The sequence below is a fragment of the Streptomyces sp. NPDC057900 genome, from assembly GCF_042887885.1.
GTDB lineage: Bacteria > Actinomycetota > Actinomycetes > Streptomycetales > Streptomycetaceae > Streptomyces.
Genome location: NZ_JBHVOI010000010.1, coordinates 1 through 17,463, shown reverse-complemented (window position 1 = coordinate 17,463; position 17,463 = coordinate 1). Strand labels below are relative to the sequence as shown.

The window sequence follows — 17,463 nt, the reverse complement described above, 5'->3', positions numbered from 1 at the left end:
TTTCCCTCGGGGAGAGCCCTTCTCTCGTCGGATCGCCCTCCTCACATCCGGGAGGGCTTCTTCTCGTCGAAGAGCCAGGTGTTGAAGAGCGCGCTCAAGTCCTTCCCGGATTTGCTCTCGCACAGGGCGATGAACTGCCGGGTGTCAACATTGTCGTGCCGGTGCTGCCGGGTCCAGGTACGAAGGATGTCGAAGAAGGTCTCGTCGCCGACAGCCCTGCGCACCTTGTGCACGACCATGGCACCGCGTCCGTAGACAGGCGGATCTGAGACGCGTCCTGCGCCGGGCGGATCCGCCGGCGGGAACGCCCAGATGCCCTCGCTCTCGGTGTCCGTGCCGTCGTAGTAATCCTCGAAGATCTCCGTGGTGCCCCTGTCGCCCCGCTCCTCTTCCCAGAGCCACTCCGCGTAGGTGGCCAGACCCTCACTGAGCCACAGGTCCTTCCACTCGCGTGGGGTGACGGAGTTGCCGAACCACTGGTGTGCCAGTTCGTGCACGAGCAGCGCCTCTTCGGGCGCCTCGCCGAAGTAGGGCTTGGTCTGGGTCTCCAGGGCGTAGTCGAGCCCGGGAAGGTGGTCGACGATGGCACCGGCGGAGGAGAAGGGGTAGGGGCCGAAGAGTTTGCTGGCCCAGTCGACGATCTCAGGCACCAGGTCTGGGACATCGGCGGAGTCTTCGGCCTCGTCGGGGTCGATGGCGACGTAGACGGGCACGTCATCGCCCGTCCGCCCCTTGTGGGTCTCGAAGTATCCGATGGAGACGTGTGCAAGGTAGCTGGCCATGGGCTCCTCGGTGCGCCAGTGGCGGGTTACCGTTTTCCCTCTGTCCTCCTCCGTGATCAGCTTGCCGTTACTGATCACGTCGTAGGGGTCGCCGTCCTCGTCCTTGGGCACGGTGACCGTGGTGTCGTACGTGGCCTTGTCCGACGGGTGGTGGTTGCCCGGAAACCAGGTCATGGAGCCGGACGGCTGACCCAGGGCCGTCGAGCCGTCGTCGGTCTCCATCCAGCCTTCCAGGCCTCCGTCGTCGTCCTTGAGCGTGCGCGGTGTGCCGTCGTAGGTGACGACTGTCTTGAAGACTTCGCGGTTCCTCACCGTCTTCGGCGGTGTCACGAGCAATTCGTCTCCCGCGCGAGCGACTTGGGCCTTGGCTCCCTGCACCGTGGTGCTGCGTAGCCGCAGCCCTGAAAGGTCGAGGTTGAAGCGGCTCAGGTCCTGGGTGGCCTGCGCTGTGATGATCGCCGTGCCCTTCAGGTGGTTGGTCTCGGGCACGTAATCCAGCGTCAGCCCGTAGTGCACCACGTCATAGCCACCATTGCCGAGCCCTGGGAAGAGCCGATCTCCTACTCCGGCCGTGCCAGGCTTTCCGGCCGCGACGCCACCGTTTCCCGGTGCGGAGCCGGTGCAGGATGTCGTCACGGCCAGGAGGAGCGCTGTGGCCGGAGCCCAGCTGGACAGACAGCCCGGTCCCGACGACCGAGGGCGGCTGCCCATCGCCATAGGCGGATTCATCTCGTGTCTCCCATCGATCGCAGGGCGCGAGACGTCAGAACGTCGGCATCGTCCATTGGTTGCTTCAAGACTGGCAGAAGTTCTTTACGCGCCTTGCGGCTGACAAGGTTGGCCAGGGTCTCGTCGGTGCCGACGGGCACATCCACAGCCTGCTCGTCGAACTCCAGCCCTACTGACCCTTCCGTGGCAGAACCACTGACGATGTCGTGGCAGACGGCAGAAGTGCGGCCCGCGCGCGCAGGGACGGTCCCTCGACCAGCTCCTCAACCGTGGCACCCACGCCGTGCGACCCGAGCGCAGGGGCACCCCCTCGAAACCACACTGGAGCGGGGCGGGACATGAGTTGGGCCGCACGTGCAGGGACCGTCCCGCGCGCCTGAGCTGAGGCGGAAGCGGCCACCTCTCAGTGGGAAGGTGTACTTCTCGACGGGCGAGTCCCTGCCAGTGAGCGGCACACATTCGCGTGTTCCCGAGGTCTTCGGCGCGCCTATCCGCATCCGATATTCGAACATACGTAGCATTGGTGTGTGCCGAAAATGTGCCCGTTCCCGCCAGGGCGACGCCCTCATCAATCCACGTCCTGGTCTCAGACGTTGGGTCAGCAGCACCCTGGAGATCGATTCAACCGGAACTCCATGATCGAGCTGCACCACGAAGGCACCGTCACTATGGCCACCAACGTGTCGTGGCGGCCCCCTTCCGAGGAAGACCGACCCAGCTTCAGCGAAGAGGCCGGCATCATCGGTGCCCCGCCGACCAGGCCGAACCCGTGCAGTTCTGGCTCTCCAACCTGCCCGACACGACCCCGCTGCCCGTCCTCGTGCGCACCCCGAAGCTCCGCCGGCGCATCGAGAACGACTACCGCGAGATGAAACAGGCCCTGGGCCTGGCCCATTTCGAAGGCCGCACCTGGCCCGGTTGGCACCACCACGTCACCCTCGTCTCGGTCGCCCACACCTTCTGCACCCTGCAACGACTGAACCGATCCCCAAAAGAGACGGCGTCGGCCTGAGGCTCTACCGAGTCGTCCACGAACTGCAGATACTCCTCGTGATCTCGACCGGCGCCTGCCCCACCTGTCACCGCGACATGCCAGACCCCGCACCAACATGACCAAGCACTACTAGGGTGATCGTAGGTATCCGGGAGCGGCCTGTCCCGCCGGACGTAGGCTCCCCAGAGGAGCGTCGAGTAGGCCCATACGTCGAGGCCCTCGGCGGACGCGAGGTCCAGGTCGTCAGGACCGAGCATCCGGTGGCCGCCCTCGGCGACGGGCGTGAGCGGACGCGGCAGTGCCAGGGAATGCCGGAGCTGGAGCGCCGTCCACGGTTCGACGCCCAGTTCGCGGGCGATGTTGCGGGCCCTCTCGACCCGCCAGGAGGCGTGGTTGGCGGCACCGACACGCAGTGCCGAGCCCTTGGCGACGACCTCCCCGGAGGCTTCCACGGTCTCCTCCAGCGCGACGGCGCGGTCCTCGGCGTGTGCCCGGAGCAGGTCCACCCGGTCGGTACCGAGGCGGCGCAGGCTCTCCTCAACACCGTCGTGTACCGCCCGGCCGGACAGCCCTTCCGCGCTGCCCGGCCACTCGTGCGGGACCAGTGGGTTCTGCCGGACCTTCGTCGCGATCCGTACCGTGTCGCGGCGTCCGGGGCGGGCCGCCGGCCAGGCGCCGATGACGCGTTCGCTCGCCGCGCCGGTACCGCTCGGGTCGGCCCAGAAGCTGTAGCAGTTCGCGGTGTCGAGCCGCCACCGGCGGTGAAGGCGTCGAGGACCGCGAAGGAGCGTTCGGCGTCGGTGGGGGTGCCGAAACCCATGGTGCCGAGGACGATCTGACGAGGCGACGAGTTCATGACCACCATGCCGGAACCTGGGGCGCGCTCCAGGTCAAGGGCGATAACGCGAAAACCCCCGGAAGATCGGGAGAGGGAGCCGCCCCGCGGCACCGTGCCGCCACCGCCCGCGTACGTTGCGCGAGTTGGGCGGCCCGGCCGGTCAGCTCAGGAACAGGGCTGTCCCGTCGCGGCGGCTGCGGCGGGCCCGCCACGTGAGTGACGCGAGGGCCGCGGCGAGCCAGCAGGCCCCGACCAGTGCCTCCCAGGCCGCGAGCGCGGCGGTGTGGAGGCCCGCTCGCCCGGCCAGTACCTCGCGGACCGCGAGGAGGCCGTGGGTCAGCGGCAGGACGTCGCCGAGCCGGCCGAGCACGGGGCCGACGGCCTGGGCCGGGACCTCGGCGCCGCAGACGATCATCATCACCGTGAACGCGCCGTTGGACGCCACGTTGCGCAGGTCCGAAGCGGTCAGCACCAGCGAACCCAGGAACAGGCCGAGGCAATAGCTCGTCACCGCGACGAGGACGAGGAGACCCGCGAGCAGGGCGACCCGTGCCACGGTCAGCCGCAGGTCCGCCACCGGGGCGAGGAGGACTATCCCGCCCAGGCCGCAGGCGACGCCGTCCGGAAGCCAGAACAGGCTCCGCCCCACGAGGACCAGGGAGGGACTGCTGGGCGAGGCGACCAGCAGGGGCAGGGTGCCGTTCTGCAACTCCCATGTCGTCGACGCCGTCGCGAAGACGCCGTGCAGCGCGACCAGTGCCACCGCGTTGCCGATCAGCAGGTACCGGGCCTGCCCGGGCCCCAGCAGGTCGCCGATGGTGGTGAAGAACAGCATCTGGGCGAGCATCCGTACGAACCAGCCGAGCACCCAGGTCTTCCAGGTGAAGACGGTGGCGTAGTCGGCGATTCCGGCGCGCGCCGCCCAGCCGAGCACCTGGAGACGGCGGCCCGGACCGGTCGCGTCGGCGGTGCCGTCGCCCGCCGAGGTGATCGTGGTCATGCCAGCCCCACCGTCCCCGTCTCCCGTACCAGCCGGACGACCCTGCCGAGCAGCAGCCGGCCGCCGATCCCGGTGAGGAGCCCGAGGCCGAGGACGACGCCGGTCCGCCAGGCCGCCGAGGCCGAGGTGACCGGGGCCGGGTCAAGCGCGTCGCGCAGCAGATCGGAACTCCAGGAGAGGTAGAGGAGCCTGCCGATTGGGTGCGTCCACTCCGGCAGCCGGTCGAGCGGGGTGAACACCCCGCCGAGCAGCAGTACCGGATAACTCAGCGAGTTCTGGAAGGTCCGCGCGGTGCGCGTCGCCACGAACAGGGCGGCCATCAGGGTCGCCGACCCGGCGGTGGCGACCGCGGTGGCGAGCAGGCCCACCAGAAAGACGAACGGGTGCGGTACGTCGGGAACGATGCCGAAGCCGAGGACCGCCACCGCGCCGACCTCCACCACCGTCAGCAGACTGATGGCCGTGGTCACCCAGACCCTGCTGAGCACCACGCGGGCGAAGCCGGCCGGCGCCGCTATCTGGAGTTCCAGGGTGCCGAGCCAGCGGTCGCTGTCGACGACCTCTCCGGAGATCAGCATGGCCATGCTCCACACCCCCATCAGCACCGGCGCGAGCAGCCCGTACGCGAGGAGGTCCGGCCGGTCGTTGTGCTGTACCAGCAGCAGGAACACGGCGGCGAGCAGCGGGGTGCGCACCAGGTCGATGAGGTAGTCGCGGTGGGTCAGCACCAGACGGCCCTGGAAGCGCCCGGTCGCGGCCAGCAGGCTCACCGGTTCACCACGCTGCGCTGCTCGTTGCGGTGGACGAGTCGAAGGTAGACCTCTTCGAGACCGGGCAGCTCGGTGCGTACGTCGGTGACGCCCTCGGCGACCACGAAGGCGAGCACGGCGCCGAGGGCCTGCTGGCTCTCGACGGAGACGACCGCCGTGCCGTCGTCGGTCGGCTCCACGCCGAGGACACCGTCGAGGGCGCGCACCCGGTCGAGCAGTCCGGCGTCCGCGCGGACGCGGACACGCTCCTGTCGCGACATCAGGCGCGACAGCGTCTTCGGCGCCTCCGTCGCGATCACCCGGCCGTGGTTGATCATCGTGACCCGGTCGCAGAGCACCTCCGCCTCGGCCAGGTCGTGCGTGGCGAGGAGGATCGTGCGCCCCTCCCCGGCGAGCCGCTGGATCAGCTCGCGCAACTGACGGGCGGCCAACGGGTCCAGGCCGTTGGTCGGCTCGTCGAGCAGCAGGACGCGCGGGTCGCCGACGATCCCGCGGGCCAGGTGCAGTCGCTGGCGCATGCCGACAGAGAAGGTCTCTACCCGGTCGTCGGCGCGCTCGGCCAGGCCGAGTTCGTCGAGCAGGGTGTCCGTCCTGGCCAGGCCCTTCTTCGTGGACATGCCGTACAACGCGGCCCAGTAGCGCATGTTTTGACGAGCCGTCAGTCGTGGGTAGAGGCCGCGTTCACCGCCGAAGACGATCCCGAGCAGCGGCCGGATCCTGCGGTACTCGGTCACCAGGTCGTGGCCGAGCACGGACGCGCTTCCCGACGTCGGCAGCAGCACCGTCGAGAGGATCTTCATCAGGGTGCTCTTGCCGGCCCCGTTCGGACCGAGCAGCCCGTGCACCTCGCCCTGTTCCACCTGGATCGACACGTCGTCCAGGGCGGTGACCGCCGGGCCGCGCCGCACGTGGTACTCCCGCCGCAGCCCGCGGGCGTCAACGGCGAGTCGCACGGCGTCAGGTCGATTGCCGCTGTCGCGCATCACGCTCCCGATCGTCCGGACGGAGAGGTGCCTGTGCTGGACGGCCCGGTCGGGGCCGTCGACCCGGTCGGGGCGGAAGCGGTGCGGGGTGCGGGTTCCGCGCCGTTCACCTCGTCCAGCCATTCCTGCCGGGCGGCACCCGACACCAGCAGGAAGGAACCCAGCGGGGTCCGCGCGACCAGATGGCGGCCGACGTCGTCCAGGCGCAGCCCGTCGACGGGCTCGGCCGCCGGCGGACGGGCACCGGCGGGGGCATCCGGGCGGGCACCCGCAGGGGGGGTCGAACCCGTGTCCCCGGCCGTGTCCCCGCCCCCCAGCGGCACCCCGAACAAAGGCACCCCTGAGGCGAGCAGCCGGCGCGCGCCGGGCCGGCGGTGCACGAGGTCGGAGGCGAGGGCGGCCGGGCGCCCCCCGCGGCCCTCGATGCCGGACTGCGCGGCGAACGCGGCCGCCCGCACCGGGTTGCTCCAGCGCACCGCCGTGCGCACCGACCGCGCCAGCCGTACGCGCACCGCCGCCGCACGGGTGTACGGAAGTGCGACCGTGGGCCGCCAGCCGAGACGGGCGACGCCCCGCATCGCCTGCCGCCACTCCGGCCACAGGCCGACCCTGTCGAGGTCGGCGCCGAACTGCCGTACGGCCTCTTCGTCCATGGCCTGGAGAAGGAGCACCAGGTCGAGCAAGTCACGTGAGCGGAAGGGGCGTTCCCATCGTTCCGCCACTAGGGCGACCGCGCTCGTGGCCCACGCGGAGCCGGGCGGGCGCGCGAGCTGCCGGGCGGGGCCGTGGACATCCGTCACGATCTCGGCGGTGAACAGACCCACGGCGTAAGGGTCCTGGGACGCGTCGGGCGCCGGCTTGCGGAACTCCGCGCCCAGGTGAGGGGAGACGGTGTCGCCGGGGTGGGCGGGCCCCACGGTGAAGGCCACCAACTCCCAGTCGCAGGCGAGCAGATGACGGGCGCAGGCCCACAGGCCGGCGTGGCGTGGACAGATGACGTCGAGGTCGCCGGCCGAGCGGAGCACACCAGGCGGGTAGAGGGCGGCGATCGTCGCCCCCTTCAGGGGGAAGGCGTCGGGCGCGTGTTCCTGAAGCTCTTCCCAGACCCGGCGGTACCGGTCGACGCGCTCCCGTGCCGTCCGCAGCTCGGCCGCCTGACCGTCCGTGAGCTCCTCGCCGCCGACGGCCCACAGGCTCAGCAGGGTTCCGGCGAGCTTGTGCCGGCCGTCACGGGCCGTACGCAGCAGAGAGTCCCGGTCGGATCCGGGCGCGGCGTCGAGCAGGGCGAGGACCGTGTCGGTCGTGACCGCGTTCCCAGTTGGTGCTTCAGTCAACGCGGACTCCGCCCCGGTTGGGTGTTCTCCGGCCGAAATGGGCCACTAGGGCGCCAAGGGCAACGAGAGCGAATAGGGGAATTCCAGGGGCGGGCGACGGAAGACGCGGTCAGGATGTCCGGAAATCCGGATCCTGGCCGCATCCACGTCTGCTCCGACCGGTCGTCTACTTGCCCGGCTTCGGGCGGACCGTAACCTTCTTGAAGGCGACGCTCATGGGATCCTCCTTGATGTGTTCGGTCGTGGAAGTTAGCCTCAGCGTATTGCCCCGAATGCAGCATTGGCAACGGTGCAACTCCTTCTGCATCGAGCCTAGTTGTCGGGAAAACGCCGGGTTGGCGCACGGGCCCCGACCGAATGGAGAGCCGGAGGAACATGGCCGTCGAGCAGTGGTTGCAGGCCCCCTTCACGCACGATCCGGCACGGCGCCGAACGTATCCGGACGACGTCTACTTCCGGGAGATGGCCGCTTTGCTGGACGAGCGGGACGCGGAGGAGACCGGCCGGACACTCGGCGGAACCACCTTCGTCATGTTCAAGCCCGACGCGGTGGTCGGGCGCCGTATCGAGCCCGCCCTCGATCTGCTGGCCGGCCACGGTTTCCTGCCGCTCGGCGCACGCGAGGTCCGGGTCGACGCACGGGTCTGCCGCGAGCTGTGGCGCTACCAAATCAACGCCGCGCCCCTGGCGGTCATCCGGGCCGTGGACATGATCCTGGAGTCCGGGCCGCCCTGCCTCTTCGTCGCCCTGCGCGACACCCGCGGTCCGCGGGACACGGGGATGTCCGCGGCCCAACGGCTCAGCGAGTTGAAGGGGTCGTCCAAGAACCGAGACACGGACGGCGTCACTCTGCGCGGCGCGCTCGGCTGCGAGCTGATGTGTCTCAATTTCCTGCACGCGCCGGACGATCCCGCCGATCTCGTCCGGGAGGTCGGCGTCCTGGTGCCCCACAGCCACCGGAACGAGGTGCTGACGATGCTGGCGGGCGAGCCGTCGCCCGCGCGGACCGCCGGGGTGGTCGCCGCCGCGCGCCGGCTCTGCGCCGCGCATCCGGCCCACCCCCTGGCCCCGGCGCCCGGCTCCGCCCGGCCGGCGCGGGCCGACTCCGCCGGGGCCCTCGCCCGGGTCGGCGAACTGGCCGCAGGGCAGGGCGGACTCGCGTTGTGGGACCGCATAGTGATCGCCGCGCACCTGGTCGAGGGGCTGCCGTCCGAGGGCACGGCCCTGATCGGACCCCCTCCCGGCACCCGACTGAACCATCCCCGGGCCACCGGGCCCACGCAGGGCGCGACCACCCCTGCGGGCACACGGTCCGCCCGTGTCCCCGCGCCCGCCGCCGTCGCCCCGGACCACTGACCACCGACCGCTCCGCCCCGCACCAAGCACCGCAACGAAAGGCCCGCCCCCCGATGGACGACTCCACGACGGAAGACGTCACCCTGCACGGTCCGGCGAGCTGGGAAGGACCGGTGCGCCGGCACGGGCCGGTGGCCCGGGTCGCCGTGCTCTCCGACATCCACGCGAACATCCCCGCGTTCGAAGCCGTGCTCGCCGAGCCCGACGTCGCGGCGGCCGATCTCGTCGTCCTCTGCGGTGACCTGACCTGGGGCCCGCAGCCGCAGGAGGCGTACGAGCGGATCCTCTCGCTGGGGGAGCGCGCCCTGTGCGTGCGGGGCAACGCCGACCGGTGCGCCGCCGAGATCGGCACCGGCGCCCGCGCGGCCGACACACCCCGCCAGTCGTGGATCGCCGACCGGCACTCGCCCGAGGCCATCGGATTCCTCACCCGGGTGCCCTTCGGAGTCGTGGTCGAGGTCGACGGGCTCGGCCCGGTGCACTTCTGCCACGGCTCACCGCGCAGCGACCACGAACTGGTCACGCCGGGCACACCGCCCGAGCGCTTCGCCCGACTGTCCGCCACCCTCGACGCGCGGGTCCTGGTCACCGGCCACTCGCACCTCCAGTTCGACCGGTCGGTGGCCGGACTGCGCAGCGTCAACCCGGGAAGCGTCGGGCTGCCCTACCACACGGCCGAGCCGGGCACCGCGTACTGGGCGCTGCTGGGCCCCGACGTCCGCCTCAGGACCACGCGCTACGACGTCTCGGACGCCGTCGACCGTGCCTACCGCGCGGCGGACCCCGACGCCGAGCGCTACGCAGGCAGCCTCACGAATCCTCCCGTACCGGAGAAGATCGTCGAGGAGGCGGAATCCCTGGTCTTCGTCAACTGACCGGTTTCCGCCAACCGGCCGGATCATCAACGTCAGTGAAAACGCTCGTAGTTGAGAGGAAAGCTCGGCCGGTCCGACATTGACAGGCCAACTCGCCGTGTGTTGACCTGTTCGCGCACAAGTCGAAAGTTGTTTGGCACCTTTCTCTCGCGCTATCCAGCAAGCAGGAGGAATCCATGCAGACAGCTCCACTCCCCACTCCGAAGACGACCACCACGTCGACGCCCGCGCCGGTGATGCTGCTGCCGCGTCTCGTCGAGCGCATGATCACGGACCGTCAGGCCGTGCACGTCGCCAAGTTCCGCACCACCTGCACCGACTGCGTGCCGAACTTCTGAGCACGGCGTCGCGCGTCGGCGGACGTACGACAGCGTCCGCCGACCTGCGCGTGGTGCCCGAAGTCGTCGAACGGTGTCTGAGCACAGCGCCCCGCGGACTGTGCCTCCTGGCGGTCGACGGCCTGTCGTACGCCGTCGCCGAACCGGCGCTCTCCCACGCGCGGATACGCCCCCTGCGCTCCACGTTCCCCAGCACCTCGACCACCGCCTGGCTGACCGCGGTCACCGGCGCCGCCCCCTCCCGGCACGGCGCCCTCGGCATGGTCTACCGGGCACCGGACGCCGACTGCGTCACCCACCTCGTCACGGGCGGGACCTACGCCTTCGGCCCCGCGACGCCGCCCAGGAACCCGTTGCTGCACGGCGGCCCCACACTCTTCGACCGTGCCGCCGCGGCGGGCCGCACAGCCCTCGTGGTCGGCGCCGAACTCGAACGGCTGACGGGGGAGTGGGTGGAGGCGCTGCTCCACGGCGCCCGGATCGTCCCGTCGCCGGCCACAGAACTCGGCACCGATCCCGTCGCGGTCGTCGAACGGACGGTCAGCGAGGTCGAGGCCGTCCTCGCGGACCCCCACGACGTACCACCCCTGATATGGGCCTACGTGAACCTCGACGACCACATCCACCTCAGCGGCTACGACGACCGCCTGCACGCCTCCCTGCGGCTGCTCGACACGGCGGCGAGCCGCTGGGCCGACGCCGGATGGAGCGTCCTCGCACACGCCGACCACGGCCAGGTCCCCGCCGCGCCGAAGGTCGAACTCCTCGACGCCTGGGCCAGGTTGGACGCACCCACGCACTGCCGGATGCCCGGCGGCGGCGCCGGCCGGGTCCGCTGGCTCTACCCCCGGCCCGGCCACGAGCAGGAACTCGCGGACGCCCTGAGCGACGCGCTCGGCGACCACGCGCTCGTCCTGACCCCCGACGCCCTGGCCGAGCGCGGCCTGCTCGCCGCCACCCCCGTTGTCCGCGAACGGATCGGCGCGGTGGTCGCCCTCGCGACCTCCGCGGCGTTCCCCGTGCCCGACCCCTCCGTCGCGTGGGAGCACGGATCCCTCAGCGACGACGAGATGCTCGTCCCCCTCGCGGCCTGGAACGCGCCCCGCGCGGCCCAGGACGCGTAGCCCCCGCATCCCCAGACGAACAGGAGAGACCATGAGCACGGTCGTGTTCCGCAACAAGACCGGCGGTTCGGAGACCCTCAACGCAGAACCGGGCCAGAACCTCCTCGACGTCCTGCGCCTGCACGGCATCCCGGCCAACGCCGTGCTCACCTACCGCGACGGGGCCGTGGTCCCCGAGTCGACGGTCGTCGTCCGGGCGGACGAGGTCATCGAGGTACGCCAGGTACGCCACTACGACCTCGACGTGCTGCGCAAGCCCAAGGAGCACGTTTACGCCGCGCCCGACCCCGTGTACTCCAAGTCCGTGCTCTTCGACCACGGCGGGACCCTCGAACGCCGCACCGAGCAGCTCACCGCCGAGACCTTCGTGACCTACGTCGAGGAGACCTTCGTCCAGAGCATCACCTCCGGCGGCACCATGCGCGCCGGGGACCGAGCCGTCATCGGACTGTCGGGCGGCCGGGACAGCGTCGCCTACCTCAAGCTCCTCGAACGCACCCGGGGCCGCTGGCCCGAGATGGACATGACCGCGGTCACCATCACCGGACTGCCCGACTGGGACGAGCCCGCGACGTTCCGGATCGCGCTGGACGCCTGCGAGAGCCTCGGCCTGGACCACACGATCGTGACCGCCGACGACGTGACCGAACTGTTCAAGCTGCGCGAGCCGTTCGTCGACCTGATGAACAAGGTCGTCGCCGGCGAGCACCGCAACATGAACATGGTGATCGGCCACCAGGTGCTGCGCCGCATGCTGGAACGGGAGGCCGGGCGGGCAGGCGCCTCGGTCGTCGCGTTCGGCTTCAACGCCGACGACCTGGTCGCCAGCATGGTGACCTGGTTCACCACCGGCTACCGGATGGGCGGCATCCCCGTACGCGAACTGGGCGACCTGCGCTACGTCTTCCCGCTCTACCGGATCACCAAGAAGGAACTGACCCTCTACCTCGAACTCGTCGCCCCGGAACTCAACCGCCAGGGCGCCCCGGGCCGCTTCACCACCGGCTCGGACGAACGCTCCCTTGCCTACGCGATGGCCGACCAGCTCTACGACCAGTGGCCGGGCATCGACTACTACCTCTTCAACGCCTTCGAGAACGTCCAGCGCAGCCTGCTGCCGGTGGTCGACGACGTGTGCCGGGTCTGCGAGGGCCGCTACCTCCTCATGGAGGGCGCGCCCAACCCCGCCGGACTGTGCGACGTGTGCGGCTTCCTCCAGCGGCAGGAGGCGCTGCGGGCGGACGCGGTATGACGGGCGGTGCGGGCGGCGGTACGGACCGCCGCCCCTGGTACCAAGACTTTTTCGGCGAGGAGTTCTGGGCGGTGGCGGCCCACGAGTACACCGCCGAGCGCACCGCGGCAGAGGCCGACTACCTGGCCGGCGTCCTCGACGCCTCGGCCCCCGGCCGCCGCGTCCTGGACCTTGGCTGCGGCACAGGGCGGCACGCGGTAGCACTGGCCGGGCGCGGATTCCACGTCACGGGTGCCGACATCGGCACGTGGGCGCTGCGCCAGGCGGCGGCTTCAGCAGCTGCGGCCGGCGTGGACGTGCAATGGCTGCGACTCGACCTTCTGCGTGAACTCACCTGGCCAGTGGAGGAGTTCGACGCGGTCGTCTGCGTGCAGTCCTTCGGCTGGGGCAGCGACACGCAGCAACTTCGGCTGCTCCGGGAGGCGCGCCGGGCACTCGTCCCCGGCGGGGTCCTCCTGCTCGACCACTCCAACGTCCTGACGATCGCGGGTAACTACGTACCCGAGGCGACCTTCGAGACCGACGGGCTGCGGGCCGTCTTCCGCCGCGACTACCGCGTGGAGCACGGCCGCAGCCGGGGCTCGATCGAGGTCCGCCGAGGCGACGCCAAGCCGGTCGTCGTCCACGACGACGTACGGCTCTACCAGCCCGCCGAGGTACGGGACCTGCTGACCCGCGCCGGATTCCGGGTCGAGCGCGCCGACGCTGATTTCACCGCCGGCCGGGAAGCCCAACTGACATCCCGGTACGTGCAGTTCGTGGCCCGCAACCCGGATGCCGGGGAGCACCGCACCGCGATCGCGACGTGGGAACGTCCCGCCGCCGGGGGTTCGGCGAGGGGCGCGACAACGGGACCGGCGGAGGCGGCGGGGTCCGGCGGTCCGGTGGGCTTGGCCGGTCAAGACGGTCTGGTGGACCTGCGGTGGTCGCCGGACGAGATCGACTTCGTACGGTCCGCGGTCGACCGGGCCTTCGAGTCGGTCACCGTCACCGCCGACGCGGCACGCGCCTACCACGTGACCGACCCCTACGCCGCGGTGCGGGCCGCGCCGGTGCTGTCCGAGCACTTCGGCCTGGAGCTTCCCCCCGACACGGTGACGGCCGGCACCGGTGCCACCGGCCTGCTGCACGCCTGCGCGGCACTGGCACAGCCGGGCCCCGTGCTGCACCTGCGCGGCGGCCACCCCGACCTGTCGAGGTGGGCGGCACGCTCGGGCAGCGAGGCGATCGCGACGCGCATGGAGGACCTGGCCGACGCCCTCGAACGGCACACCCCCTCGGTACTCGTGCTCGACCGCCCGACTGTCACCGGGGACCTGCACGGCAGGGGAGAGCTGGACGACATCGTCCGCACCGCCCGCGCCCACGGCACCACGGTGGTCCTCGACGAGGCATACGCCGTCTACGCCGGGCCGGGCGCCAGCTGCGTCCCCGCGGTCGCCGAGCACGACAACCTGATCGTGCTGCGGAGCATGTCCAAGGGCTACTGCTGCGGCGGACTCAGGGTCGGGTTCGCCGTGGCCGCGCCCGCGCTGACCCGGCGGTTGCGTGCGGTGGTGCCGCCGCTGGGCGCGAACGCCTTCGGCCTGGCCGTCTCCCTGGGCCTGCTGGCACAGGGAGACGTCTTCACCGCGCTGCGGGCCCGGATCGCCGGGGTGAAGCCGCGGACGGCGGCACTGCTGCGCGGGGCGGGACTCGCGGTGACCGAGGGGGCCGACTGCCTGCCCTGGGTGACCGTCCCGGGGGACGACCAGGCGGATGCCCTGCTCGAAAAGCTCGGGCTGCGGGTCAAAAGGGTCGAAGGGCAGGGGACTGGGGACCCGGGAGCGCGGGTCGGGGACCGCGACACGCTCTTCAAGATGGCCGTTCCGCTGTCGGACGCCCGCCTGGCCGCCTTCCACGCGGCCTTCGGCAAGGGCGGACAGCGTGAGTGACAGCGGCCTGAGCGCCCCGAACGGCCCGAGCGGCCCAGGTGTGTTGAGTGGCCCGAGTGGCTTGAGCGGCCTGGTCAGTGGCGTTTTCCGGGACATCGACGCCGACGAGGCGATGGGCTGGGTTGCCCGGCTGGCCGAATGGGATCGGTACCAGGGATCGGCGGGGATCGCCCGGGCCGCCGACTTCGTCGCGGGCGAGGCCGAACGCGTGGGACTCACCGACGTCGAGGTACTGAACCTGCCCGCGGACGGCAGGACGACGTGGTGGACCTACACGGCGCCCCACTCATGGACTCCGCGCGCAGCCCATCTCTCGCTCAACGGCTCCCCTGCGCTGATCAGTTACCCCGCACAGTCCTCTTCCCTCGCGGCGAATTCGGCGGCGGTGGACGGCGAGGCGCCGCTCGCGGTACCCGGGGAGCCCGGCTGGCCGCCGGGCGCACTGGTCCTCGTCCCCTCGGCGGCCGATCTCGGCCCCGGACTGTTCGGCCGGATGGAGGCCGAGAAGGCGGCCGGGTTCTGCGTGACGACCCGCCCCGACCTGGACGACGAGGCGGGACGCGTCGAACTGCCCGGCGGCAGCCCGCTGTTCGGCTTCAGCGCGACCCCGGGCCAACTCGACGAACTGCTGCGCGCGCACCGGCGCGGAGAGCGGGCCCGCGTGGTCGTCGACGTCGATGACCGCCCGCGCCGGATGCCCGTGGTGGTCGCCCGTACCCCGTCGGGAGCGGCGGCCGAGGGGGACGCGTGCCTGCTCGGCGCCCATCTGTGCCACCCGGCGCCCGGGGCCAACGACAACGCCTCGGGTGTCGCCGCCGCTCTGGCGGCCGGACGTGTCCTGGCCGGACGGCGACTGCGCCGGCCCGTCCGCTTCGTGTGGGCACCGGAGTTCGTGGGACTCGCCGCCTACGCCCACCAGGCGGTCGAGGAGGGTGTGCGGCCACTGCCCGCCATGGCGGTCAACCTCGACATGGTGGGCGAGGACCAGCGCCGCTGCGGCGGCCCGCTGATCGTCGAGTACAGTCCTGAGTACCTTCCGCACTACGCCAACGCCCTGGTCGAGGCCTGCGTACGGGCCCTTCCGCCCGCCGCGCGCTCCTACAGCGGTGCCGTCGGCTGCGACACCTGGGCCTGGCGCACCACACCGTTCGTCGGCGCCTCCGACCACGCGATCCTCGCGGACCGGGCGATCGGCTGCCCCGCCGTCCAACTCGGCCACTGGCCGGACCGGTTCAACCACTCCGGCGCCGACACGCTCGACAAGGTCGACCCCGGAGAGCTGCGCAGGTCCGCGGCGATCGCGGCGTCCGCGGCGGCCGTCGCGGCGACCGCCGACGGACCGGACGCGGACCGCATGGCCCGGCTCCTCACCCAGTGGACGGCCCGGCGGATGACCGCCTGCCTCCCCTCCGCCGACGGACCGCCCCCCGGACCGCCGGGCGCCGACGGGCCACCGTCCGAAGAGCTCGCCGTCGCCCGGCTCACGCGGCGGTGGCACTACGGCCGTGACGCGCTGAGCACCCTGCGCCCGCTCGGCGCGAGCCCGAGCGTCCTCGACCGGCAGGCGGACGTCCTCGCCGGGCTGCACCGCACCTTGTCGTCCGCCTGGGACGAGGCCTCCGCGGACCGCCGGCCGCACCACCACCAGCGGGGCCCGGCCCTGCGCAGGCACTGGCCGGGTCCCTTCAACCTCCGGGCGCTGACGGGAGCCATGACGGACAAGGACCGCCGGTGGTTCCTGGGAGAGCTGACGGCGGACCGGGGCGGCTGCTACGCCGCCGCGATGGCGCTGGCGCAGAGCGTCGACGGCCGCGCCGACGCCGCGGCCGTCATCCGCGTCGCCGAACTGGACTCGGGAATCCGCCCGGCGACAGCGGACTTCGGGGAGCGGTTCTTGGCGGCGATGGCCGCGGCGGGCTGGATCGAGGAGACCGCGGCGGCGGCCGCCGCACCCGCCCCCGGGACGGACGACGTGACGCCCGGCCGGGCGGGAGCGGTACACGAAGGAGGCAGGACATGAGTGCAGGGCGAATCCGCATCCAAGTCGCCGAGTCCCTCGGCGAGCTGGACATCACCCAGTGGCAGCGGGTGGCCACCGCCGCGGGCGCGCCAGTCCACTACACCCCGGCGTACCTGCGGGCCTACCAGGACAACCCGCTCAGCCCGTATGCAGCCGTCCGCTACCTGACGGCCGTCGAGGCCGGGCGGACCGTCGCGATCCTGCCGTGCTACCTCGACAAGCGGGGCGACCCGTACGGCTTCCTGCGGGAGGTCGGCATCGCCGAGGCGGACGGCCCGGCACTGCTCGGGCACAACTGGTACTGCTACGACACCCGTGTCCCCGTACTCGCCACGGACGCGGGCCACCGGGACCGGGTGCTCGCGGCGATGCTGGACGGCCTGGCGGAGGTGGGCGCCGGCGACGGCGCCCAGGTCGCGGGTCTGGTCAGCGTCCCGGAGGGCGACCCGCTGCTCGACGTCGCCCGGGGCAAGGGCTGGCGGGTGGCCCCGATCGTCACGCGCTTCCAACTCCCGCTCCAAGGCGTGCAGTCGTACGACGACTATCTGGCGAGGCTCGGCCCGAGGACACGGCGTACGATCCGCCGGTACGCGCGCCGCGCGGCCGACGTCGGAGCCACGATGTCCGTCGAGTCGCCCCGGCCCGACTTCCTGCGCACCGTGTGCGACCTGACTCGCCGCACGGCCGCCAAGCACGGCAGCGCGGACATGTATCCCGAGAGCGCCTTCGTGGACTTCGTGATGGCCCTGGGCGACCGCGCCCGCGTCGTGCGCGTCGACGTGCCCGGGCGGACACTGGCGGCCGCGGTGGTTCTCCTGGACGACCAGCGCCTGCACATGTGGGTGGGCGGGACGAGCGACGCCACCGTCCACAGCTTCAGCCCCAACTACCTCCTGTGGGCCACGGAGATCCGCGCCGCCATCGAGTCGGGCAAGGAGTGGGTGGAGGGCGGCCGAAGCAACCGGCCGATGAAGGAACGCCACGGGATGAGACCACTGCCGCTGTACGCCTGCGTCACCCCCGGGTGATCGCGCCTGAGCGGGCGGCGGACCGATGTACTCGGACGGCTGCGCGATGTCCTTCTGAGGCTCCTGCGGAATCGCGAGCAATTCGATTGCCTCTTCATCATGAGCG

The 17,463-nt window shown here is 71.5% G+C and carries 13 protein-coding genes and 2 pseudogenes; 9 read left to right on the top strand and 6 right to left on the bottom strand.

Features of this window, described 5'->3' with window-relative positions; all coding sequences use genetic code 11:
* Positions 1 to 41: 41 nt before the first annotated feature.
* Positions 42 to 1,493: a M1 family metallopeptidase gene (locus ACFVQ0_RS28550; protein ID WP_390092257.1), complete on the bottom strand. Its 1,452-nt coding sequence runs from the start codon at positions 1,491 to 1,493 to the stop codon at positions 42 to 44.
* A 790-nt stretch (positions 1,494 to 2,283) separates the two neighbouring features.
* Here ACFVQ0_RS28550 and ACFVQ0_RS28545 point away from each other — a divergent pair.
* Positions 2,284 to 2,523 (top strand): annotated as a pseudogene (locus tag ACFVQ0_RS28545) (IS701 family transposase); the annotation flags it as partial.
* 104 nt (positions 2,524 to 2,627) lie between these two features.
* On the opposite strand, the pseudogene ACFVQ0_RS28540 reads toward ACFVQ0_RS28545, so the two are convergent.
* The 5 genes and pseudogenes from ACFVQ0_RS28540 to ACFVQ0_RS28520 form a co-directional block, all read right to left on the bottom strand.
* Positions 2,628 to 3,370, bottom strand: a pseudogene (locus ACFVQ0_RS28540) (aldo/keto reductase); the annotation flags it as partial.
* 133 nt (positions 3,371 to 3,503) lie between these two features.
* Entirely contained in the window at positions 3,504 to 4,343 is an 840-nt protein-coding gene (locus tag ACFVQ0_RS28535) for an ABC transporter permease (RefSeq protein WP_390092062.1), read from the bottom strand.
* Entirely contained in the window at positions 4,340 to 5,113 is a 774-nt protein-coding gene (locus ACFVQ0_RS28530) for an ABC transporter permease (protein ID WP_390092061.1), read from the bottom strand. The genes ACFVQ0_RS28535 and ACFVQ0_RS28530 overlap by 4 nt, the downstream gene beginning before the upstream one ends.
* Positions 5,110 to 6,066, bottom strand: coding sequence for an ABC transporter ATP-binding protein (locus ACFVQ0_RS28525; RefSeq protein WP_389218205.1), 957 nt, complete (start codon positions 6,064 to 6,066; stop codon positions 5,110 to 5,112). The genes ACFVQ0_RS28530 and ACFVQ0_RS28525 overlap by 4 nt, the downstream gene beginning before the upstream one ends.
* A 29-nt stretch (positions 6,067 to 6,095) precedes the next feature.
* Entirely contained in the window at positions 6,096 to 7,430 is a 1,335-nt protein-coding gene (locus ACFVQ0_RS28520; protein ID WP_390092060.1) for a hypothetical protein, read from the bottom strand.
* 375 nt (positions 7,431 to 7,805) lie between these two features.
* On the opposite strand from ACFVQ0_RS28520, the gene ACFVQ0_RS28515 reads away from it, so the two are divergent.
* The 8 genes from ACFVQ0_RS28515 (at position 7,806) to ACFVQ0_RS28480 (ending at position 17,357) form a co-directional block, all read left to right on the top strand.
* Positions 7,806 to 8,786: a nucleoside-diphosphate kinase gene (locus ACFVQ0_RS28515; protein ID WP_390092059.1), complete on the top strand. Its 981-nt coding sequence runs from the start codon at positions 7,806 to 7,808 to the stop codon at positions 8,784 to 8,786.
* A gap of 53 nt (positions 8,787 to 8,839) precedes the next feature.
* Complete coding sequence (locus ACFVQ0_RS28510; RefSeq protein WP_390092058.1) at positions 8,840 to 9,661, top strand: metallophosphoesterase family protein; 822 nt, start codon at positions 8,840 to 8,842, stop codon at positions 9,659 to 9,661.
* 176 nt (positions 9,662 to 9,837) lie between these two features.
* Positions 9,838 to 9,999, top strand: a complete 162-nt coding sequence (locus ACFVQ0_RS28505; protein ID WP_158072237.1) for a hypothetical protein — start codon at positions 9,838 to 9,840, stop codon at positions 9,997 to 9,999.
* A 53-nt stretch (positions 10,000 to 10,052) separates the two neighbouring features.
* On the top strand, positions 10,053 to 11,123 hold the full coding sequence (locus tag ACFVQ0_RS28500; RefSeq protein WP_390092057.1) for an alkaline phosphatase family protein: 1,071 nt from the start codon (positions 10,053 to 10,055) through the stop codon (positions 11,121 to 11,123).
* A gap of 31 nt (positions 11,124 to 11,154) precedes the next feature.
* Positions 11,155 to 12,375 (top strand): hypothetical protein, encoded by a 1,221-nt coding sequence (locus ACFVQ0_RS28495; RefSeq protein WP_390092056.1) that lies wholly within the window; start codon positions 11,155 to 11,157, stop codon positions 12,373 to 12,375.
* Entirely contained in the window at positions 12,372 to 14,309 is a 1,938-nt protein-coding gene (locus ACFVQ0_RS28490) for an aminotransferase class I/II-fold pyridoxal phosphate-dependent enzyme (protein WP_390092055.1), read from the top strand. Before ACFVQ0_RS28495 ends, ACFVQ0_RS28490 begins: the two co-directional genes overlap by 4 nt.
* A 61-nt stretch (positions 14,310 to 14,370) precedes the next feature.
* On the top strand, positions 14,371 to 16,329 hold the full coding sequence (locus ACFVQ0_RS28485; protein WP_390092054.1) for a DUF4910 domain-containing protein: 1,959 nt from the start codon (positions 14,371 to 14,373) through the stop codon (positions 16,327 to 16,329).
* Complete coding sequence (locus ACFVQ0_RS28480) at positions 16,326 to 17,357, top strand: GNAT family N-acetyltransferase (RefSeq protein WP_390092053.1); 1,032 nt, start codon at positions 16,326 to 16,328, stop codon at positions 17,355 to 17,357. The genes ACFVQ0_RS28485 and ACFVQ0_RS28480 overlap by 4 nt, the downstream gene beginning before the upstream one ends.
* Positions 17,358 to 17,463: the final 106 nt, after the last annotated feature.

Bases quoted from the DNA above. Each gene is read 5' to 3' on its own strand.
- ACFVQ0_RS28550 (WP_390092257.1), bottom strand. From the start codon at position 1,493: ATGGGCAGCCGCCCTCGGTCGTCGGGACCGGGCTGTCTGTCCAGCTGG.
- ACFVQ0_RS28505 (WP_158072237.1), top strand. From the start codon at position 9,838: ATGCAGACAGCTCCACTCCCCACTCCGAAGACGACCACCACGTCGACG.
- ACFVQ0_RS28495 (WP_390092056.1), top strand. From the start codon at position 11,155: ATGAGCACGGTCGTGTTCCGCAACAAGACCGGCGGTTCGGAGACCCTC.
- ACFVQ0_RS28510 (WP_390092058.1), top strand. From the start codon at position 8,840: ATGGACGACTCCACGACGGAAGACGTCACCCTGCACGGTCCGGCGAGC.
- ACFVQ0_RS28535 (WP_390092062.1), bottom strand. From the start codon at position 4,343: ATGACCACGATCACCTCGGCGGGCGACGGCACCGCCGACGCGACCGGT.
- ACFVQ0_RS28515 (WP_390092059.1), top strand. From the start codon at position 7,806: ATGGCCGTCGAGCAGTGGTTGCAGGCCCCCTTCACGCACGATCCGGCA.
- ACFVQ0_RS28480 (WP_390092053.1), top strand. From the start codon at position 16,326: ATGAGTGCAGGGCGAATCCGCATCCAAGTCGCCGAGTCCCTCGGCGAG.
- ACFVQ0_RS28490 (WP_390092055.1), top strand. From the start codon at position 12,372: ATGACGGGCGGTGCGGGCGGCGGTACGGACCGCCGCCCCTGGTACCAA.